Origin of the sequence: Sedimenticola selenatireducens (genome assembly GCF_963675335.2) — a bacterium.
In the GTDB taxonomy this organism is placed as follows: Bacteria; Pseudomonadota; Gammaproteobacteria; order Chromatiales; family Chromatiaceae; genus Sedimenticola; species Sedimenticola selenatireducens.
The window spans coordinates 369328-388916 of the sequence record NZ_CAXXYC010000001.1 but is presented as its reverse complement, the minus strand read 5'-3'; the positions used below and the strand labels follow the sequence as shown (position 1 = coordinate 388916).

Genomic DNA, 19589 nt, shown 5'->3' with positions numbered 1-19589 from the left:
CATGGAAGAGAAAGTCGGCGAGCTCTGGCACCGCATGATTACCCGGATAGCCGATACCCGCTATCCGGAAGCCGCCGTTCACCTGGAGGAGATGGAACTAACCGTCGGTATCATGTTCCGTGCCCTGGGTGGAGATGGTGGCCTGGAGGTTTCCGCAGCCAATGCCACGGAACATGGTGCACGACGCGGTCTGTTGCAGCGTATCGCCGGCAGCAACAAACGGATCGAACTAGCCTGGCGGGATGAACAATCGCTACGGCTTCCCGCATCCATCGACTACTTTCCGGAAAAACAACTCAATCACTATCTCTATACCTGGCTGGCCGCCCTGGCCGTCGGGGATCACCAGGAGGAAGAGGCCTGGCTGACCAAGAACCAGCGCCTGACCGTAAAAACCCTGCATGATTACCCCGGGATAACCAGGCGCTACAAACTGCTGGTTGAAGCTCACCTGGCGGAACGCATGCCGGTGGACCAGCTACCCCCATCGGAGGCAGCCCAGGAATCCGCCATCCGTCAGGCCTTGCTGCATCCCGGCAGTACCGACCGTCTGCCGGTGGCTAAACGACCACCACAACCGGTCCCGCTCTGGCTGCACCCCTTCCCGCCGATTGCCACCCCCTCCTCCGGCAACGCGGGAGACCAAGAGGGTGAACGCGGTAGTGGCGAAACCAAGGAGATCGATGACCAACAGCGACACAAGGCGGAGCGAGCCAAAAAACCCGAGAAGGAGGACCAGGGCCTGATCACCATCCGCATGGAGAATATCTTTACCTGGGGTGAGTTCATGAATCTGGACCGCGGCTCCGAGGAGAACGAAGACCTGGACAGCGCCGCGGATGCCCTGAAGGATATGGATAATCTCAGCGTCAGTCGTGATGCCAAGGCATCGGCCGGCAAACTGCGCTTTGATCTGGATCTGCCCTCAGAAGCCAACGACGATCTGGTCCTCGGCGAAGGCATCCTGCTGCCGGAGTGGGACTTCAAGAAGCAGAAACTGATCCCGGATCACTGTCGCGTACTGCCGATGATGGCAGCCGATGCCCAGCCACGGGACCTGCCTGACAGCCTGCGCAAGACCGCAAAAAAACTGCGCGCCCAGTTTCAGCACCTGACACCGGCCCGTATCTGGCACCGGGGCCAGCAGGATGGCTGCGAGATCGATCTCGATGCCTATCTGCGCTATGCCAGCGACCGCGCGGCCGGCCATACTTCCGCCAGTGACGGCCTGTACAAGGACTTGCGCGTAGGTGCCCGCGATCTTGCCTGCCTGCTATTGGCCGACCTTTCGCTATCTACCGATACCTGGGTAAACAACCACACCCGGGTTATCGATGTTATCCGTGACTCACTGTTCCTGTTTGCCGAGAGTCTCTCTGCCACGGGTGATCAGTTCGCCATGTATGGATTCTCTTCCCGCAAGCGGGATCCGGTACGGGTGCACCAGCTGAAAACCTTCGATGAACACTATTCCGGGACCGTCCGGGGTCGCATCGATGCCATCAAGCCTGGCTACTACACCCGTATGGGGGCGGCTATCAGACACTCCAGCGACCTCCTCAAGGAGCAGCCGGCCGGCCGCCGACTGCTATTGATCCTTACCGATGGCAAACCTAACGACCTGGATAAATATGAAGGACGCTATGGCATCGAGGATACCCGCCGTGCCATCCATGAAGCGCGTCAACTGGGACTACAACCCTTCTGTGTCACCATCGATGCACAGGCTAATGACTACCTCCCCCACCTGTTTGGTACCGGTAGCTACGTGGTTATCCACAAACCCTCACAGCTACCGCGCGAACTGCCACTGCTCTATGCCAAACTCACCGCCTGAGATACAGGCTGCCAGCCGAAAAACCTCCATTCAATTTTCTGATTGAAGCACAGCAAATATCAATACCCCATAAACTCCCAATATATCACTCAATAATCACCTGTTAAATCAATAAGATAACAATATTTTTACTGGTTTCCCCCAACTATCGAAAGCGACTTAGATCATATAGTGGAAAACCACCAGCTGCTTTGCAAAAACCCCGAATATCCCGTACCATCATTGTGAATAATAAAGAGAAATTCTGTGTTTAGAGGGGCATAAGAAGCGGGGATCAGGCACTAATCAGCGAGGCTTGGGGTATTTTCGTTAAATATTATTATCCTTCCCTGCCGCCCTTTTCCCAATATTCACGCAAAACCCACGCCTAAGTTCATGGATATATTTGAGGGTTGTGTATGACAGGCAGTTCCAACGGTGGAAACACCTCAAGGAAAAAATTCATCGTCATCCTTGTATTGGTATTTTCAGCGGGAATACTCTTTACCGGGCTATTCAATATAGGCCTCTCCTCGACTAATGAAATGGAGTTCTGCACGTCATGTCACTCCATGAAGGTCAACTTTGAGGAGTACAAGGAGACTGTTCATTACCTCAACACCTCAGGTGTCCGGGCGACTTGTTCTGATTGTCATGTTCCCAAGGAGTTTGGGCCCAAGATTGTGGCCAAAGTGCTGGCCTATAAAGACGTAGTGCATGAAATTCTGGGCACTATCGACACTAAAGAGAAATATGAAGCCCATCGCTGGAATATGGCCAGTCGGGTATGGGCCAAGATGAAGGCAACAGATTCGCGCGAATGCCGCAGCTGCCACAATTTTAATCAGATGGACCTTAGCACACAGAGCCGGATGGCCCGCAAACGGCATTCTGGCGCAGTCGATGAGGGTTTGACCTGTATTGACTGCCACAAGGGCATAGCCCACATGGAACCCGATGAACCTGAAGAGAATACAGATAACAAGGGTTGATCATTATTCACGGTTCAAATAAGGGAGACGGTTAAGATCATGAAGCAGAACTGGATCTTCGCCATACTGTTACATCTGGTTATTGTCGCTCCCGCTCTTGCGGGAGACAGTGCCAAAGAGGCTGAGTATCGACTGGCCGCGAGTATCGGGGATATCGACACGGTAACGCGTCTCTTGAATGAGGGTGTGGATGTAAACAGTGGCAATCAGTTTGGCGTTACCGCCCTGATGATGGCCATACAGAATGACAATTTTGAGACTACGGCCTATCTATTAACCCGTGGTGCCGATGTCAACGCCGTAGCATCCGCTGGCTGTACCGCGCTCACCTTTGCCGCGGAGAATGGACATTCGGCCCTCACCGCCATGCTGCTGGAGCGCGGTGCCGACCTTAATGCACGAACCCGTGCCGGATGGGATTCACTCAGTATAGCGGCACGTTACGGCCTGACGGATATGGTCGAACAGTTGCTGTACAAGGGCGCAAACCCCAATCAGGGCGACAATGACGGACGCACTGCTCTGATGCATGCGGCGGAGAAAGGGCATACGGAAACCGCCACCAAGCTCATTGAACGGGGCGCCGACCCCGAAGCCCGTGACGCACATGGCAGTTCGGCACTGATTATTGCGGCTGACAAAGGACACCTGGAAGTGATGGAAGCACTTTTGGAAAAGGGCGCCAATGTGAACGCCAGGGACCATGACGGTGCCACTGCATTGATCTGGGCGGTCGGCCGGGGCCGACTGGAGGCCGTTGAACTGTTACTTCGGCGCAAGGCGGATGTGAATAGCGCCGACAATGACGGTGTCACCGCACTGATGGAGGCGGCCACCCTGCGGGACGAGCAGCTGGTCAAGCTGCTGCTGATCAACGGCGCGGATACCGCCCTGACGGACAAAAGTGGACGTACTGCTGCCGATATTGCTAAAAAGAAACGGAATAAAAAAGTGATTTCACTGCTGGCCGGTGAATCCTGAACAAACAGGAAACGATAATAGATTTGTATCCGGCATGCCGGTACATCCGGACATGAAAACGCTATATTCATGTCGTAACAAGTGGTGCAAGAGAAGCCAGGTAACTGGTATATCATGCATTGTATAAAAGAGGCTCCTAAACCCTCTTGCCAAAGAAAAGCCTGAAAACCAAAGGAGGTATCATGGCGTATAAAACCTTAACTAGGGCCGCACTGGTCGCTGGTCTCGCGGTTGGCGCCGCGTTCTCAGCTACTGCAGCCGATGAGCCAAAAACAATGATGGGCGCGGATGCCGCCATGCTGTCCAACACCTGCGCCGGTTGCCACGGAACCAATGGCAACAGCATGGGACCCGCAGCACCCAGCATCGCCGGACTCTCTCCCACTTATTTTGAAGAGACCATGGTTGGCTTTGCCAGCGGTGATATCCCTTCAACCATCATGACCCGCATCGCCAAGGGTTACACCGAAGATGAAATCAAGGCCATGGCCAAGTTCTACGCCGGCCAATCTTTCGTCAAGGCAAAACAGTCCTTCGATGCCAACCTGGCTTCGAAAGGTGCCAAACTGCACGACAAGTATTGTGAAAAATGCCATGCCGATGGTGGACAGTCGGCTGAAGATGACGCGGGCGTTCTCGCTGGCCAGTGGACACCCTATGTAAACTGGACCCTCGCCGACTACAAGGCGGGCGATCGTGAAGCCACTAAGAAGATGAAGAAAAAACTATCAGAATTGCTGGAAAGAGAGGGCAGCGACGGTGTTATCGCCCTGCTCAACTTCTACGCAAGCCAGCAGAAATAAGATAGGGGACATATGAACATGAAGATTACACGTCGAGGATTTATTCAAACTGCTGGCGCGGCAACCGCTGCAGGTCTGATCGGTGTGCCCTATATCGCACTGGGCGCGTCAAAAAAAGTGGTTGTGGTCGGTGGTGGTACCGCCGGTGCCACCGCTGCAAAATATATTCGCATGGCGGACCCCAGCGCGGATGTCACCCTGATTGAGGCCAACAGCAACTACTACACCTGCTATATGAGTAACGAGGTGCTGGGTGGCGATCGTTCCCTGGACTCCATCAAGTTCGGCTACAGCGGCCTGGGCAAACATGGCGTCAAAGTGGTACACGCCAAGGTCACCGGTATCGATGCCAAGGCCCGTGTCGTCAAGGCTTCCGATGGCAACACTTATAACTATGATCGCTGCGTGGTCGCACCCGGTATTGATTTCCAGTGGGACAAGATAGAAGGCTACGACGAAAAAGTCGCCGAAAAAATCCCCCACGCCTGGAAGGCCGGCCCGCAGACCGCCATGCTGCGTCAGCAGCTTGAGGCCATGAAGGATGGTGGCACCGTGGTCATCGCTGCGCCGCCGAACCCGTTCCGCTGTCCGCCGGGACCCTACGAACGCGCCAGCCAGATCGCCATGTATCTGAAGCAGCACAAGCCGAAATCAAAGGTAATGATCTTTGACCCGAAGCCGAAGTTCTCCAAACAGGGCCTGTTTGTCGGCGCCTGGAAAAAGATGTACGGCTACGAGAGCGACAATGCCATGATCGAGTGGCACGGCCAGCAGGAAGAGGCCGGTGTTGTGAAGGTGAACGCGGCCAACAATTCGGTCGTGACCGCCTTTGGTGACGAGATCAAAGCTGATGTACTGAACGTCATCCCGCCGCAGAAGGCAGGCGCCATCGCCTTTGCAGCCGGATTGACCAACGACAGCGGCTGGTGTCCGATTGACCTTGGAACCTTCGAATCAACAATTCACCCGAACATCCATGTCATCGGTGATGCCAGCATCGCCAGCAGCATGCCGAAATCAGGCTACTCCGCCAACTCCCAGGCCAAGGTCTGCGCCGCTGCCATCGTGGCCATGCTGAATGGCCAGGAGCCCGGCACTCCTTCCTATATCAACACCTGCTACTCCATTGCCGGTAAAGACTATGCCTTCTCCGTGGCAGCCGTCTACCGCCTGACGGAAGATCGCTCGAAGATCGCTTCGGTCTCCGGCGGGTTGACTCCAGGCGATGCCAGCCCAGAGGTGTTCAAGCGGGAGGTGGCCTACGCCCACAGTTGGTTCAACAACATTACCCACGATATCTTTGGCTGACATTCAGCTTGACGCATAAAAGAAACGGGGCCGATTGGCCCCGTTTCTTTTTCCTCAACCTGCCCCCTTGACTAGCGCGCCATCTGATATGCCGGCAAAGTCTGCCAGGGGTGGCGGGCATAATCAGGGAAATCGGGATTCTGCCATCCGGGCTGTGCCAGCTTATTCTCCGGCGGCCTGATTCTGGAAACGTAGTCCAGCACGGAATACTCTTCACGCGGAGTGAAACGCTGAATCTGCTTGACCATTTTTGAGTCCGCATTGCGACGCTTGCCGGAGCGTATCCAGTCAAACTGACGAATCAGATAGAAGTAGTTCTGCCCCTGGATCAGGGGAATATGGTCCTTCTTGTCACCCTCACCTGCGGGACCATGGCACTCGGCACACTCATCCTTATACAGGCGCTCACCCAGCTCAAGATCAAATCCGGGGCCAACCATATTGTTGGGATTCATCGGAAGGGCAGAAATATAAGCCGCCACATCAGCAATCTCCTGTGCCCCGCCCAGCAGCCGTGGTGAAGTGAAAGGCAACATGGTCGGGTTATCACGGTTTCGCGCCCGAATATCCGCCAGTTGCTTGATCAGCACACTGGCCTGTTGGCCGGCAATCTGCGGATACATACCATCCGGGCTGGCCCAGCCTTCAGGACGATGACAGACGGTACAGACCATATATACCTTTCTGCCGTTTTCCGCATCGGGGGTCAAATGCAGCGCTTCCTCCACCTCCCTGGCAGCCTCTTCCAGCCCCTGGGCAGAAACCCCGGACGAAAGCAGCGCAAACACAACTCCTACTCCACCTCGTTTTAACATCATTACAGCCTCCCAGTCGGATTCCCTTCAGTACCGCTTAATATTGTTATTACCCAGCCTTGATGGGGTCAAGGTGGCCCTGCAGGGTAACTGGATAAAAGTTATCACTTCAATTGGGTATTTCCCTTAACAGGGGTTTCGATCTCAGGATCAATTAAGCTTATTAGTTCGCCAGAATCACCGGCTTCAAGCGCTTCTGTTGTACACTGTGACCTGGCTGACAAGGACCCGATATTCCCACACCATGAACATCCGTTGGAAGCTTTTCACCACGATCAGCACCGCGCTCGTCATCAACCTGGCGGTAGGCTATTACGCCTTCATGAGTCTCAGGCAGGCCACTGTTGATAGCAACAGGATAACCGAGCATACATTCAACGTTGTCACCCAGAGCCTCACTACCCAGGTCCATTTCAAAAAGCAGGTTCAGGAGTGGAAAAACATCCTGATTCGGGGACACCAGGCTGAACTTTATGCGCAGTACCTTGATCAGTTTCAGCGCGCAGAACAACTGACTCAGCAGAGCATCAACAATCTGCTCGAACTGCTGGAACCGGGAACAGTCTCCTGGAAAGCCGCCCGCGATTTTCAGCAGGCACACGAAACTCTCGGCGGGCAATACCGGAACGCGCTGAACACAAACCGCAATATCACCGGGGGCACCTATATCGATATTGACCGGGATGTAAGGGGCATTGATCGCCAGCCGACAAAACTGATGGATCAGGTGGTGGACGCCACTCTCGACTACAAGACGGCCAGGCTGGAGCAGATTGCCCAACAACAGTCGGAGGTTGAACAGGGCATTCTGTTTGCGGTGATCGGACTCCTGACACTCACGGTGATAACGCTGGTCTGGTTTGCCGATCGCTTGATCGCCCGGCCCATCGCTGAGGCCACCCAAGTGGCCCGACGTATATCCCGGGGGGATCTCAATGGCGTCATACCGGCACGGGGAGACGATGAGGCCGGTGAACTGCTGCAGGCGCTGAAGTCCATGCAAGAGAGTGTCGCCATATCTCAGGGCAGACTCAAACAGGAGCAATCACGTCTGGCTGAGCGCGTGGAACGGCGCACCCGGGCACTCAACATTGCCAATGCGGAACTGGCACGCGCGGCCAAGACCAAGGACATGTTTCTGGCCACCATGAGTCATGAGTTGCGCACTCCGCTGACGACCATCATGGGACTGACAGAAATGTTGCAGGACCAACTCTACGGTCCAATAAATAGTGGACAGGGCCGTTCCCTGGCCACTATCCAGGAGAGCTCCCGCCACCTGCTCACCCTGATCAACGATATCCTGGATGTCGCCAAGGTGGAATCGGGAAAAATGGTGCTTAAATGGGACTATCTACCGGTCGACCAGCTCGCCGAAGCCAGCCTGCGAATGGTCCGGCAACCCGCTATCAGCAAAAAACACCACCTGATACAGCAGATCGACCCGGCGGTGAAACTGATCCACGGCGATGGCCGTCGACTGAAACAGCTCCTGGTCAACCTGCTTGGAAATGCGATCAAGTTCACCCCTGAAGGAGGGACGATCGGTCTTGAGATCACCACAGCTGGAGACAATGCCGGCATTGAATTAGCCGTCTGGGACAACGGTATCGGCATCGAGAAGGAACAGCAGCAGCACCTGTTTGAGCCCTTCGTGCAGCTGGACAATGACTCAACCAGGCGTTACAGCGGCACCGGACTCGGCCTGACCCTGGTCAAACGAATGGCAGAACTGCATGGTGGTGAGGTCAAGGTGGAGAGTACGCCCGGCACAGGTAGCCGGTTTACCGTAAGACTACCCTGGTGCAGCGATGACAACACGGCGCATCATCACAAGTTATCCCAGGAACATACCGATGAGTCCCCCATACAACCGCAATCGCTACAGGAAACCAAGCTTCTGTTAGTCGAAGACAACCCGGCCAATAGCGCCATGCTAAGTGATTTTCTGCGGCTGCAGGACTTCAATGTACTGAGCGCCAGTAGCGGTATGGACGCTCTCAGACTGGCCTATGAGCATCTACCCGACATCATACTCATGGATATTCAGCTCAGTGACATGGATGGGCTGGAGGTGACACGACAACTGCGCAAACACCCGGTGATGGCCAAGACGCCTATCATCGCACTGACCGCACTCGCCATGCCTGGTGATCGGGAGCGCTGCCTGGAAGCCGGCATGGATGACTACCTGAGCAAACCGGCCGGGTTGAAGGAGATCTACCAGCTGCTGGCGAACTACCTCTGACCGAATACCCGCCATCCAAAAAAAGCGCCGGCTGATGCCGGCGCTTTTTCTGTCCAACAAGCCTGCAGGTCTAGAAGCTGTAATTGACCCCGGCATACAGGGAACGTCCCATGCCCGGTACTGCAATACCCCAGGGCACACCGGTCCCGGACATGGTCTTGCCCTGGCCCACATAGGCGCCAGCCAGGGGATGGTTGTAGAACTTGTCGAACAGGTTCTCCACGCCCAGGTCCAGGCGCAGCTGTTTCCACTCGTAGCTGCTACGCAGATGCAGTAGAGCGTAGGAGTCGGTTTCCAGCTCGTTCCGGACACTGGAGACATCGGACTTGTTATCCACCAGTTCAGCCTCCAGGGAGTTGGTCCAGCCGCCATACTGCTGCTCAACCGCCAGCTTGAGATTCAACGGCATCATATTATAGAGATTGTCACCGGTATCCCGGTTTTCACCACGCACGTAGCTCAACGCACCGCGGGCAGTAAACCGGCCAAACCGGGTGCCCTTGGCAAGTGGATAGTGCCCGGAGATATCGAGACCGTACAACCTGGCCGACTGGTTAACAAACTGCAGGTAGACAAAGGCATCCGTCGCCGTCTGGTTGGCTGCTCCGCAGTTCGAATTGGCCGAGCTACAACGCTTCGCGTCAATATAGTCATCAACATAGGTGAAGTAGGGGGTCAGTTTCAGGCCCCAGTCCTCACCATCGGCTGCATGCCAGTCAAAGGTTGCACTCAGGGTGTGCGCTATCTCAGGTTCCAGGTCAAGATTGCCTACATAGCCATTGCCGTCACCAGCCATGTTGATCATGCGCATCGCCATACCACCGGTCGACCAGGCGTAGCGTTCATACAGGTTGGGTGAGCGGGTCTTGCGGGCATAACCGAATTCGATGGAGCGATTCCGGTCCGGTGTAAAGCGGGCAAGCGCCGTCAGGTCCAGGTTATTGTCGGTCTTGTCACGATCGGCCGTATTGAACGCTGCGGCTTCAGCAGCGTAGGTCGCGTTGTACCCCTGAACCTCACCGGTATCCATGCTCACCCGCTCTCCCCGCACGCCAAACTGGGTCAGCCACTGCGGATCCCACTGGGCCTCCCATTCTGCGAACAGTGCCAGGCGATCGCGTTGGCCATCGTTGATATTCAGGAAGGTATCGGGCCACATGCCCTTGCCGGAAGGTTCCCACCAGTCATCCAGTCGGTAACGTTGTACCTCACCACCGACCCGCAGCATATCCCGTAACGACAGGGCAATGTCCGTCTTTATAGTCAGCCCTCTGTTATCACCCTCGGTATCCATCGGCATACCAGCAGCGCAACCATTCATCCCTGGACTCGGCGTGCAGGGCACGCCATCGGGATTGGGGGCACCTGCATTGGATCCGTACCAGAAGAGTTTATCGTCACCAAACTGCATCTTGTGCCGGGTATGCTCGCGGTAGGCACGTGCATCAAGACTACCCCAGTCAAACTCCCCTTTGTAACCTAGATTAATCTGGGTACTGTCGTTGCCGGTCATATCCATGCGTTGATTGGGATATCCCTGGTCGGAGATGTCCTGCAAGCCAAGCGTCAGCTCAAACAGGTGATTTCCATTCCGAAGCCCAAGATCCAGCGCATGGTTGGTGGAGTCGTAGTAAGTAGAGCCGACCTCATCGGCATCCAGCCAGTCCCGGCCAGCCGCCGCGGGACCAGCCGACTTGAAGGCGCCACCTGCCTTGTAGTCATCTGCCTTGATGGTGGAACCACGGTAAGTGAGGCTGATGCTCTCATTGGCCAGGGTGGCCTTCACATTGCCGCCCCGCACATTCCCGTTGCTGCGGAAGGTGGCACCCACCTCCCCTTTCTGCAGCAGGCCAGCCCCTGGTTGGGCAAATTCCGGTTCCGGTGAGTCGACCAGGATCGCACCACCGATACTGTCACCACCCACACTGACCGGGGTGATACCGGCAAACACCTGGGCATTGTTGACGCTGGTTGGATCGATATAGGAGAGTGGCGGGTTCATGTGGTTACCACAGGCCGAGATCAGATCCATGCCGTCCACCTTGATACGCAGACGATCATCCGCCAGACCGTGGATCACCGGGAGACTGGAGACACCACCCGCACCGTAGGTCGTCACACCGGGAACATTTTCCAACAGGCTGGCGGTATCGCTGGTGGCGGCTCGCGAGCGTTTCACCACGGCGGCATCAACAGCTGTTCGGTCGGGAGCTTCACCGTCCACAATGGGTTCCGCAGTGACCGTAATGCTTGGAGCTTCCGATTTTTCCTCAGCCAGGGCCCCACCCTGGATCAGACAGGCTGTTACTAGGACCAGTAAGCGTTTGGTATAGGGCGGAGCGTGAAGTATCCCGTGATTGTTGTTCATCCTGCTTATTCTCCCGATTCCGGTTTTTGTACAGCACCCTCATCGCCTGGCACTGCATTGATAGTTACGCGTGCGGCAGTTTATCGACTTCGATAATGGAGAGGTTGATGAATATCAACTTCAATCAGCCCATATATCAAAAACAAAATATGAACACCTCGAGTGTGCCATATGACATAGAGCTTCAAGTGATTTGCAGTATTTGGATGGGGATCAATCAGGCATCTAATATTGCCAAAAAGGATTCAGGCAGGCTCAACACAATCGACCACGACAGGTCGGACAAGAACCCTTGGCTCAGGGCTCGCATTTAGTTCCAATATTGATATGGTCCTACCCTGGTACTGATGCGGGTAAGGGGGGGCTACACCTTCAGCTTGACCTTCCAACAAGCGTGCCCCGTTCCGGGTGATGAAGATGCTCCGGGGTGGAGGTTATACCAAAGCCGTACAAATAAGCGGCAGCTAGCATTGCTGTATTGAAATACACTTGCCGACCCGTTCACTGTGCCGATTTGGTGGTGAGATACTCGGCCACCAGTTCTGTCAGCCCAATCACTTCAACATCCATGTCACGATCTTCGATCCCTTCCTCGAGTACGATTCGACAGTTCGCGCAGGCGGTGACCATAGTCTTGACGCCCAGCTCTTCAAGCTGTTTGCGTTTGCGATCAAACACCTTGAGGCGCAACTCCTCGGCACGCTCATTGGCGCTGACGCCGCCACCGCCTCCACAGCACCAGTTCATCGTCCCGTGGTCGGCCATCTCGACAAAACCGCTGGCGACCTTGCCCAGCAGATCCCTGGGTGGTCCGACCACGCCGCCACGCCGCACGATCTGGCAAGGATCATGGAAGGTCAGCGGGGTATCCGTGTGACCGGAGAGTTGCAGACGCCCATCCTTTTGCAACTGGTCCAGCAGCTCCAGGATATGAATTATCTCGAATTTATAGGGCCGCCCGATCAGGTTCGGCCCCTCCCAGCGAATCGCACTGTACGCATGCCCGCACTCGGGACTGATCACAAATTTAACACCCAGTGATTCGGCCGCGTTCACCACCCGGCTGACCAACTCCCCGGCCGCCTCGTGGCTACCAATCTGTATGCCGCTGTTGGTGGCCTCAAACGCCTCGCTGCTAATCGTCCAGGAGACACCGGCGGCATCAAAGATACGTGCCACACTTTCGATGTACTCCGGGAAGTTGACGATCTCCATGGACGAAAACAGGGTCATGTAGTCCGCACCCTGTTGATCCATCGGTATCTTCAGGCCGGTATCCTTCTCGACGTGGGCCAGTGCCGCCTTCAGCGTCTTCAGCGTCACGCCCATCGGGCTACCGATAGTCAGGGCGCGATGGGTCGCCTCCTGCATACCGACTGGCGAGTAGCCAGCCGTGGAGAAACCCTCCCGCTCCTTGCGAATCATGTAGGCGATATCGTTACCGACCGGACAGACCATGGAACAACGGCCACACATGGTGCAGCTGTCATACACCAGCTCCTCCCAGTCGGCGAAGTCCTGTTCGGTCAATGGCTTGCTCAAGCCCAGCTTGACGGCAAACTTGCCCCAGAAGGTGTGCTGCTCCTTCCACAGCCGGCGCATCGGCTCCAGCTTGTAGATCGGTGTGTAACGCGGGTCTCCGGTCTCAGTATAGAACAGGCACGCCTCGGCACAGAGTCCGCAGTGAACGCAGGAAGAGAAGTAGGAGGCAATTCTCGAATCGATCTGGCGACCCAGCTCTTCCACCCCTTTTGCAAAGTCATGTTCCATGATCTCTCCCGCTCTCAGGCGTTGACGCCCTTGCGTCCCATGATGGCGCCGGTATAACCGCGGCTGAACACAAAGGTGAAGGTGTGCATCAGGCTGCTGAACGGGAAATAGATCAACAGAAGTTCAGCCAGAAACAGGTGTAGCAGACGCAACGGTTCAAAAGATTGCGCCAGGGCCAGGCAACCGGTCAGCATGACCAGGAATACCAGGCCGGTACCAATGTGGTCGTCGGCTGTTGAGAGCAACCGGGTCACCGGATGCAACAAACGGTGCAGCCAGAGCAGCAGCAGACCGATGAAGGCAATTTCCGCACTGATGATAAAGGCCCAGTAAGGCAGCGCCGGCCAGTCAAAGCCGGTAATCCGTTCGGCATAGAAATCCACATGGGGACGGGCGAAAAACAGCAGCGCAAACAACCCCAGGTGAAACAGATAACCGGCAACCAGGGTCAGCCGGCCGCGCGTCGCCACATCCCGCCGGGGAACAAAGCGGGTGAACAGGTTACGCAGGGCGCCGGCCGCCCCACCTGCGCGGGGTACGGCGAGATCCGGCTTCAGGCCGGCCCGCAGGATGGTGAAAAAACGAAATAACACACCCAGACAGAACACCCCCAGGGAGAAGTACCAGAGCGGTCCGTCGATCAGCTGTCCGATCATTGCCCGGACTCCTGTGCCCCAGCCGGCGGGATATGACCGCCGGACGACTCTCCACGTAACCGGGATACCTCGGCCTCTGATACCACCTGTCCCTCCTGCTCACAGCGCTCGGCCCACTGGGCATGATGTTCACGCGCCCAGTTCAGATCACAATATCCGGTGGTCATGCCATCCAGTGCCCCTTCCATCCCCACCGAACCGATATAGATATGCCCCATGATCACCAGGATCATCAGCAGCGTGGTGATGGCATGGGAGAGATGAGCCAGTTCCATGGTCACTCGTGTCTGGCCAAAGAGCGGGAACACCAGTATCAGCCCGGAACCGATGATCACGATACCCAACAGCACCAGCAGCCAGAACATGCTCTTCTCACCCATGTTGAAGAAATTGGACGGCACGTGGCCCTTGCCGATGATGCCACCGCCTTTCAGCAGCCAGGTGAGATCACCCCTCTGATAGATATTACGCCGGACAAAGCGGATAAAGATCAGCAACAGCGCCACCACGAATACCGGACCGAACAGGTTGTGCCCCTCCTTGCTGGCGGAGGCGAGCAGAGAGAACAGCTCCTGCCCCATCCAGGGAATCAGTAGTGAACGGCCGAACAGCAGTATCAGACCGGTCAGGGCGAGAAACAGGAACACCGAGGCGATGAACCAGTGGATCATCCGTTCATAGAGGCTGTAACGAAACAGCTTCTTGTCACTCATCCCGGCATTCACCTTCACCTTGCCCCGGATGGCGAAGAACAGCAATAACAGCAGCAGCATCCCCACCAGCAGATAACCGCTATAGGGGATCAGTTGCTGCATGCGGAAATTACGCCAGGTTTCACCATAAGGGTTGATCAGGGCCCCGCTGTCCACACCCGCCACCTGAGTCTTGCCCACCAAGATCCCATCACGCTGGCGCACTTCCCGCCACAGATCGGCACTTGGATTGGGGACCGGTATGGCTTGTGCCTGTTCGGCTGTTTCCGCGCCCATGGCGGCGGTGGACGTCACAAGCGGCAATAACATCAACACGCAGAGCAGAAACAACCATCCGCCCTTCATTGCATCTGCCACATTTTGCGGGAACAAGACCCTGCCCATTATTCTCTCCTGCTGTCATGCTCCGGAACACCACGGAGTGATGCCGTGGTGGATGCGCTGTCACTTATCCCGATCTGACCTGGCTTGAAGAACCCACCCGCAGGAGCGGCTTCAACCGCGAATTTCACGGCTGGCGCCACTCCTGCGAAAAATACTCCAATGCGACAGGTAACCGGGATATAGCCTATTTTTTCATGCTGCTCTTGCCCTCCATGCCGCGTGACGCACGGAATGCGGCATTCTGGTAGGAAACCCCCCGGTTCAGCACGCTGGCTCCCCGGTTGATGACCCGTTCACGGTAAATATCCGCGATCACATTCGCATCACCGGCCAGCAGGGCCTTGGTGGAACACATCTCGGCACACAGCGGCAGCTTACCCTCGGCCAGTCGGTTGGAGCCATACTTGCGCCGCTCCTCGGCACTGAGGTCTTCCTCGGGACCACCGGCACAGAAGGTGCATTTATCCATTTTGCCACGCGACCCAAAGGCCCCTTCCTGGGGAAACTGCGGTGCCCCGAAGGGGCAGGCGTAGAAGCAGTAACCACAACCGATACAGATGTCCTTGTTATGCAGCACCACGCCGTCGAGGGTATCGTAGATACAATCCACCGGGCAGACCGCGATACAGGGCGCATCGGAGCAGTGCATGCAGGCGACGGAGAGCGAACGCTCGCCCGGCTCGCCATCCTTGATAGTCACCACGCGGCGGCGATTCACCCCCCAGGGCACCTCGTTCTCGTTTTTACAGGCGGTGACACAGGCGTTGCACTCGATGCAGCGTTCAGCGTCACAATAGAATTTCATTCGAGCCATCGTCTTATCCTCTTGTCTACGCTTTGCTGATCTTGCACAGGCTACACTTGGTCTCCTGCATCTGGGTCACCGAGTCATAGCCGTAGGTCATGGCCGTGTTACATGCCTCACCCAACACATAGGGATCGGCACCCTCGGGATATTTCGAACGCAGATCCTTGCCTTCGAAATGTCCGCCAAAGTGGAATGGCATAAAGGCCACTCCGGAGGCGACGCGACGGGTAACCTGGGCCTTCACCTTCAGCCGGGCACCCTCGGCACCCTCCAGCCAGACGTCATCACCATCCTTGATCCCCGCGTTATTGGCATCGCGCGGATTGATCTCCACAAACATCTCCTGCTGCAACTCCGCCAGCCATGGATTGGAGCGGGTTTCATCGCCACCGCCCTCATACTCCACCAGACGCCCCGAGGTGAGAATCAGGGGATAATCCTTGGAATAATCCTTCGCCTGAATCGAAGCATAGCGAGTGGGCAGCCTGAAGAACGATTTGCGATCCTCGTAGGTGGGATACTTCTCCACCAGATCACGCCGACTGGTGTAGAGCGGCTCGCGGTGAATCGGCACCGGGTCGGGGAAGGTCCAGACCACGGTACGCGCCTTGGCATTACCGAACGGCGAACAGCCATGCTTGATGGCAACCCGCTGAATGCCTCCGGACAGGTCGGTCTTCCAGTTTTTGCCTTCCGCCTGTTTCTGCTCCTCCGGCGTCAGGTCATTCCACCAGCCCAGCTTCTGCAACAGTTCATCGGTAAACTCGGGATAGCCGTCCTTGATTTCCGAGCCCTTGGAGTAGGAACCATTGGCCAGCAGGCTCTCGCCATTACGCTCCACGCCAAAGCGGGCGCGGAAGGTCAGTCCGCCCTCCGCCACCGTCTTGCTGGTGTCGTAGAGGTTCGGCGTTCCCGGGTGTCCCATCTCGGCAGTTCCCCAGCAAGGCCAGGGCAGCCCGTAATGTTCACCGTCGCAGGGGCCACCCTCTGCCAGCAGCGTATCGTAATCAAAAGTACCCCAGTTCTGCTGCTGTTTTTTCATCCGTTCCGGGCTCTGACCGGTATAGCCGATCGTCCACATGCCCCGGTTGTATTCACGGGTAATGTCCTCGATCAGTGGCTCTTCGCCATTGAGCTGGATGTTTTTCACCAACTGTTCGCCAAAACCGAGTTTTTTGGCGAACTTGTACATGATGGTCTGATCGGGCAGCGACTCGAACATGGGTTCAATCACCTTGTCCCGCCACTGCAGTGAACGGTTGGATGCGGTGACCGAGCCGGATGTCTCGAACTGGGTTGAGGCCGGCAACAGATAGACCCCATCCGTGCGGTCGTGCATCACTGCGGAAACCGTGGGATAGGGATCGACAATCACCAGCATGTCCAGTTTCTCCATGGCACTCTTCATCTCCTTGCCACGAGTCTGGCTGTTGGGGGCATGCCCCCAGAGCACCATCGCTTTCACGTTGTCTTTCTGTGCGATGTTCGCCTTGTCCTCCAGCACGCCGTCAATCCAGCGTGAAACCGGGATGCCGGCCGCGTTCATTTGACTCACTTCCTTGCCATTGCCCTGCGCATAAGTGCCGTCATCAAAGCGCCCCTTCAACCACTCGAAATCGAGATCCCAGACGCCGGCCCAGTGTTTCCAGGCACCCTCGGAGAGTCCGTAATAACCCGGCAGGGTATCCATAAGGACACCCAGATCGGTCGCCCCCTGCACATTGTCATGACCGCGGAAAATATTGGTGCCGCCACCGGCAACACCGACATTGCCCAATGCCAGCTGAAGGATGCAGTAGGCACGGGTGTTGTTGTTACCGATGCTGTGCTGAGTCCCTCCCATGCACCAGATCAGGGTTCCGGGTCGGTTATCCGCCATGGTCTTGATGGCGGCAAACACCTGGTGTTCCGGTATACCGGTCACCCGCTCCACCTCATCCGGCGTCCACTTGGCGACCTCTTTCCTCACCTCATCCAGGCCGTAGACACGCTGACTGATGTACTCCTTGTCTTCCCAGCCGTTCTGGAAGATGTGCCAGAGCATGCCCCAGATCAGCGGCACGTCCGTGCCGGGACGCAGCCGCAAATATTGATCGGCATGGGCGGCGGTGCGGGTGAACCGCGGATCAACCACGATCAGCGGCGCATTGTTGCGCTCTTTTGCCCGGAAGATGTGCTGTAACGAGACCGGGTGCGCCTCGGCCGGATTACCACCGATCAGCAGGATGGACCGGGAAAAATGGATGTCATTGTAGGAGTTGGTCATGGCCCCGTAGCCCCAGGTATTGGCGACGCCGGCTACGGTGGTGGAGTGACAGATTCTGGCCTGGTGGTCCACGTTGTTGGTACCCCACAGGGCGGCAAACTTGCGGAACAGGTAGGCCTGTTCATTGTTGTGCTTGGCGGAGCCGAGCCAGTAGACCGAGTCCGGCCCTGAACTCTCGCGGATCTGCAGCATCTTGTCGCCGACCTCGTTGATCGCCTCATCCCAACTGATGCGTTTCCACTTGCCATCCACCAGCTTGGTGGGATACTTCAGGCGCCGTTCGCCATGGCCATGCTCCCGTACCGAGGCGCCCTTGGCACAGTGGGCACCGTGACTGAAGGGATGATCAAAGGCCGGTTCCTGGCCGGTCCAGACGCCATTCTCGACTTCCGCGATAATGCCGCAGCCGACCGAGCAGTGGGTGCAGATGGTCTTTATCTGTTGCACCTCTCCGGCAGTTGCCGATTCGGCGGCCTGTACCCGCTTGATCATGCCGGGCGTGTAGCTACTGGCCAGTACCGCACCACCGGCCATCAGGCCAGAGTTGCGCAGGAATGCGCGACGACTGATGGCACTCCTGCCGGACGCCATACCGCTATTGCTGTCGTTGCCCGGCTGCGCGGGTATCTGGTCGGATCTCTTTGTCAGTTTCATTGCATTCCCCCTGCTGGGCGTTGGGTGCCGATCAACTTGCCGTGGTTTTGTAGTATTCAAGGATATGCGGGGTCAGGCGATAGCCCTTCTGCTCCTTTGGCTGATCGGGAGAATCCTCTTCAGTCGCCACCACCACACCCGGCAACACCGTAGCGGTTGCCACGCCCACACCGGTCACCAGCGAACCCTTGATGAATTTCCGTCGTTCACTATCAAGGTGCTTTTTCTGATCCTGTTTCATTGCAACTCCTCCCGCAGGGGACAAAAAGATTAAGGGTTCCATCAGACCTGCATGGACAGGTAACGCCGCTCTACCTCCATGAAGGCAATACCGAAGCGGCCCACCGCACGATAAAACACGGCGGATCGCGCCTCACTCAGATCAATAAAAAAACGCTTACACCAATCGGCCATATGGGTATTGAAGAAATCTGCCTGACGGTTGTGTGGTACGGCATCGCTGATCAGCAACTGCATCACCTCACACAAGGCCGCCGCATGATCTTCCGGCTCGTGTACCCCGGGATCGCGCTGAAACCCCAATGCCGCCAGGTCATCCCGCAGGCGTCCCAGTGGCCGCTCCATCAGAAACCCGGTGAGATACCAGGAGCCATAAGGCACCAGCTCGCCCCGGCCCAGGCCGATAAACAGCGCGTGGTATTCATCATCAATGGCTTCGGGTCGACAGGTTGTGGCCGCCAGTCCCAGCATGGACATGGCCAAGGCCATCTCATCGCCGGTTTGTTCGACCGGGGCAAAACCGGACACCCAATCCAGCCGCTCCTGATCCGGTGGGCGGCTCAAGAGTGAAGCCAGCAATCCATAGGCACCGGCACGATAGCGCTGCTCCGGAGATTGCTCATTGTCACCCGCTGAGATCGTGGCGGTATTGGTTTGTGATTGTTGTTCCAATAACTCTGTCCGCATAGCTTCGACCTGATTCGCCATCACATCTTCCTCGTAGTAGCTATGAGCAATGGACGGGCCAACAGGCCCGGTAAAAAAGT

Annotated in this window: 16 protein-coding genes; 7 read left to right on the top strand and 9 right to left on the bottom strand. The window is 56.5% G+C overall.

Going from position 1 to position 19589, the window contains the following annotated elements:
- The first annotated feature begins 1 nt into the window (after position 1).
- The 5 genes from ACHZBF_RS01855 (at position 2) to ACHZBF_RS01835 (ending at position 5900) form a co-directional block, all read left to right on the top strand.
- Complete coding sequence (locus tag ACHZBF_RS01855) at positions 2-1837, top strand: nitric oxide reductase activation protein NorD (protein WP_321527497.1); 1836 nt, start codon at positions 2-4, stop codon at positions 1835-1837.
- A 398-nt stretch (positions 1838-2235) separates the two neighbouring features.
- Positions 2236-2808, top strand: coding sequence for a NapC/NirT family cytochrome c (locus ACHZBF_RS01850; protein WP_029133264.1), 573 nt, complete (start codon positions 2236-2238; stop codon positions 2806-2808).
- 39 nt (positions 2809-2847) lie between these two features.
- Positions 2848-3789 (top strand): ankyrin repeat domain-containing protein, encoded by a 942-nt coding sequence (locus ACHZBF_RS01845; RefSeq protein ID WP_037375111.1) that lies wholly within the window; start codon positions 2848-2850, stop codon positions 3787-3789.
- 182 nt (positions 3790-3971) lie between these two features.
- Complete coding sequence (locus ACHZBF_RS01840) at positions 3972-4592, top strand: c-type cytochrome (protein WP_029133266.1); 621 nt, start codon at positions 3972-3974, stop codon at positions 4590-4592.
- 18 nt (positions 4593-4610) lie between these two features.
- The gene (locus ACHZBF_RS01835) at positions 4611-5900 is read left to right on the top strand and encodes an NAD(P)/FAD-dependent oxidoreductase (RefSeq protein ID WP_029133267.1); all 1290 of its coding nucleotides are present in this window, start codon (positions 4611-4613) and stop codon (positions 5898-5900) included.
- Positions 5901-5971: 71 nt separating this feature from the next.
- On the opposite strand, the gene ACHZBF_RS01830 is transcribed toward ACHZBF_RS01835, so the two are convergent.
- A complete protein-coding gene (locus tag ACHZBF_RS01830) occupies positions 5972-6718 on the bottom strand; it encodes a c-type cytochrome (RefSeq protein ID WP_051302127.1) in 747 nt (248 codons plus the stop codon).
- A gap of 241 nt (positions 6719-6959) precedes the next feature.
- Between ACHZBF_RS01830 and ACHZBF_RS01825 the strand changes: the two genes are divergently transcribed.
- Complete coding sequence (locus tag ACHZBF_RS01825; RefSeq protein ID WP_321527496.1) at positions 6960-8963, top strand: ATP-binding protein; 2004 nt, start codon at positions 6960-6962, stop codon at positions 8961-8963.
- Positions 8964-9033: 70 nt separating this feature from the next.
- On the opposite strand, the gene ACHZBF_RS01820 is transcribed toward ACHZBF_RS01825, so the two are convergent.
- The gene (locus ACHZBF_RS01820) at positions 9034-11331 is read right to left on the bottom strand and encodes a TonB-dependent receptor (RefSeq protein WP_321527495.1); all 2298 of its coding nucleotides are present in this window, start codon (positions 11329-11331) and stop codon (positions 9034-9036) included.
- Positions 11332-11438: 107 nt separating this feature from the next.
- On the opposite strand from ACHZBF_RS01820, the gene ACHZBF_RS01815 reads away from it, so the two are divergent.
- On the top strand, positions 11439-11645 hold the full coding sequence (locus tag ACHZBF_RS01815; RefSeq protein WP_321527494.1) for a hypothetical protein: 207 nt from the start codon (positions 11439-11441) through the stop codon (positions 11643-11645).
- Between the two features lie 187 nt (positions 11646-11832).
- On the opposite strand, the gene ACHZBF_RS01810 is transcribed toward ACHZBF_RS01815, so the two are convergent.
- From ACHZBF_RS01810 to ACHZBF_RS01780, 7 genes are all read right to left on the bottom strand, one after another.
- The gene (locus ACHZBF_RS01810; protein ID WP_321527493.1) at positions 11833-13101 is read right to left on the bottom strand and encodes a (Fe-S)-binding protein; all 1269 of its coding nucleotides are present in this window, start codon (positions 13099-13101) and stop codon (positions 11833-11835) included.
- 14 nt (positions 13102-13115) lie between these two features.
- A complete protein-coding gene (locus tag ACHZBF_RS01805; protein WP_273438902.1) occupies positions 13116-13757 on the bottom strand; it encodes a hypothetical protein in 642 nt (213 codons plus the stop codon).
- Positions 13754-14854, bottom strand: a complete 1101-nt coding sequence (locus ACHZBF_RS01800) for a formate dehydrogenase subunit gamma (RefSeq protein WP_321527492.1) — start codon at positions 14852-14854, stop codon at positions 13754-13756. The genes ACHZBF_RS01805 and ACHZBF_RS01800 overlap by 4 nt, the downstream gene beginning before the upstream one ends.
- Positions 14855-15038: 184 nt before the next feature.
- Positions 15039-15668 carry a formate dehydrogenase FDH3 subunit beta gene (fdh3B, locus tag ACHZBF_RS01795; RefSeq protein ID WP_029133273.1) on the bottom strand — a complete coding sequence of 210 codons (630 nt, stop codon included), beginning with the start codon at positions 15666-15668 and terminating at the stop codon, positions 15039-15041.
- A gap of 16 nt (positions 15669-15684) precedes the next feature.
- Positions 15685-18519 carry a formate dehydrogenase subunit alpha gene (locus tag ACHZBF_RS01790; RefSeq protein WP_321527577.1) on the bottom strand — a complete coding sequence of 945 codons (2835 nt, stop codon included), beginning with the start codon at positions 18517-18519 and terminating at the stop codon, positions 15685-15687.
- A 94-nt stretch (positions 18520-18613) separates the two neighbouring features.
- Positions 18614-18823: a twin-arginine translocation signal domain-containing protein gene (locus ACHZBF_RS01785; RefSeq protein WP_321527491.1), complete on the bottom strand. Its 210-nt coding sequence runs from the start codon at positions 18821-18823 to the stop codon at positions 18614-18616.
- A gap of 41 nt (positions 18824-18864) precedes the next feature.
- The gene (locus ACHZBF_RS01780; RefSeq protein ID WP_321527490.1) at positions 18865-19530 is read right to left on the bottom strand and encodes a TorD/DmsD family molecular chaperone; all 666 of its coding nucleotides are present in this window, start codon (positions 19528-19530) and stop codon (positions 18865-18867) included.
- Positions 19531-19589: the final 59 nt, after the last annotated feature.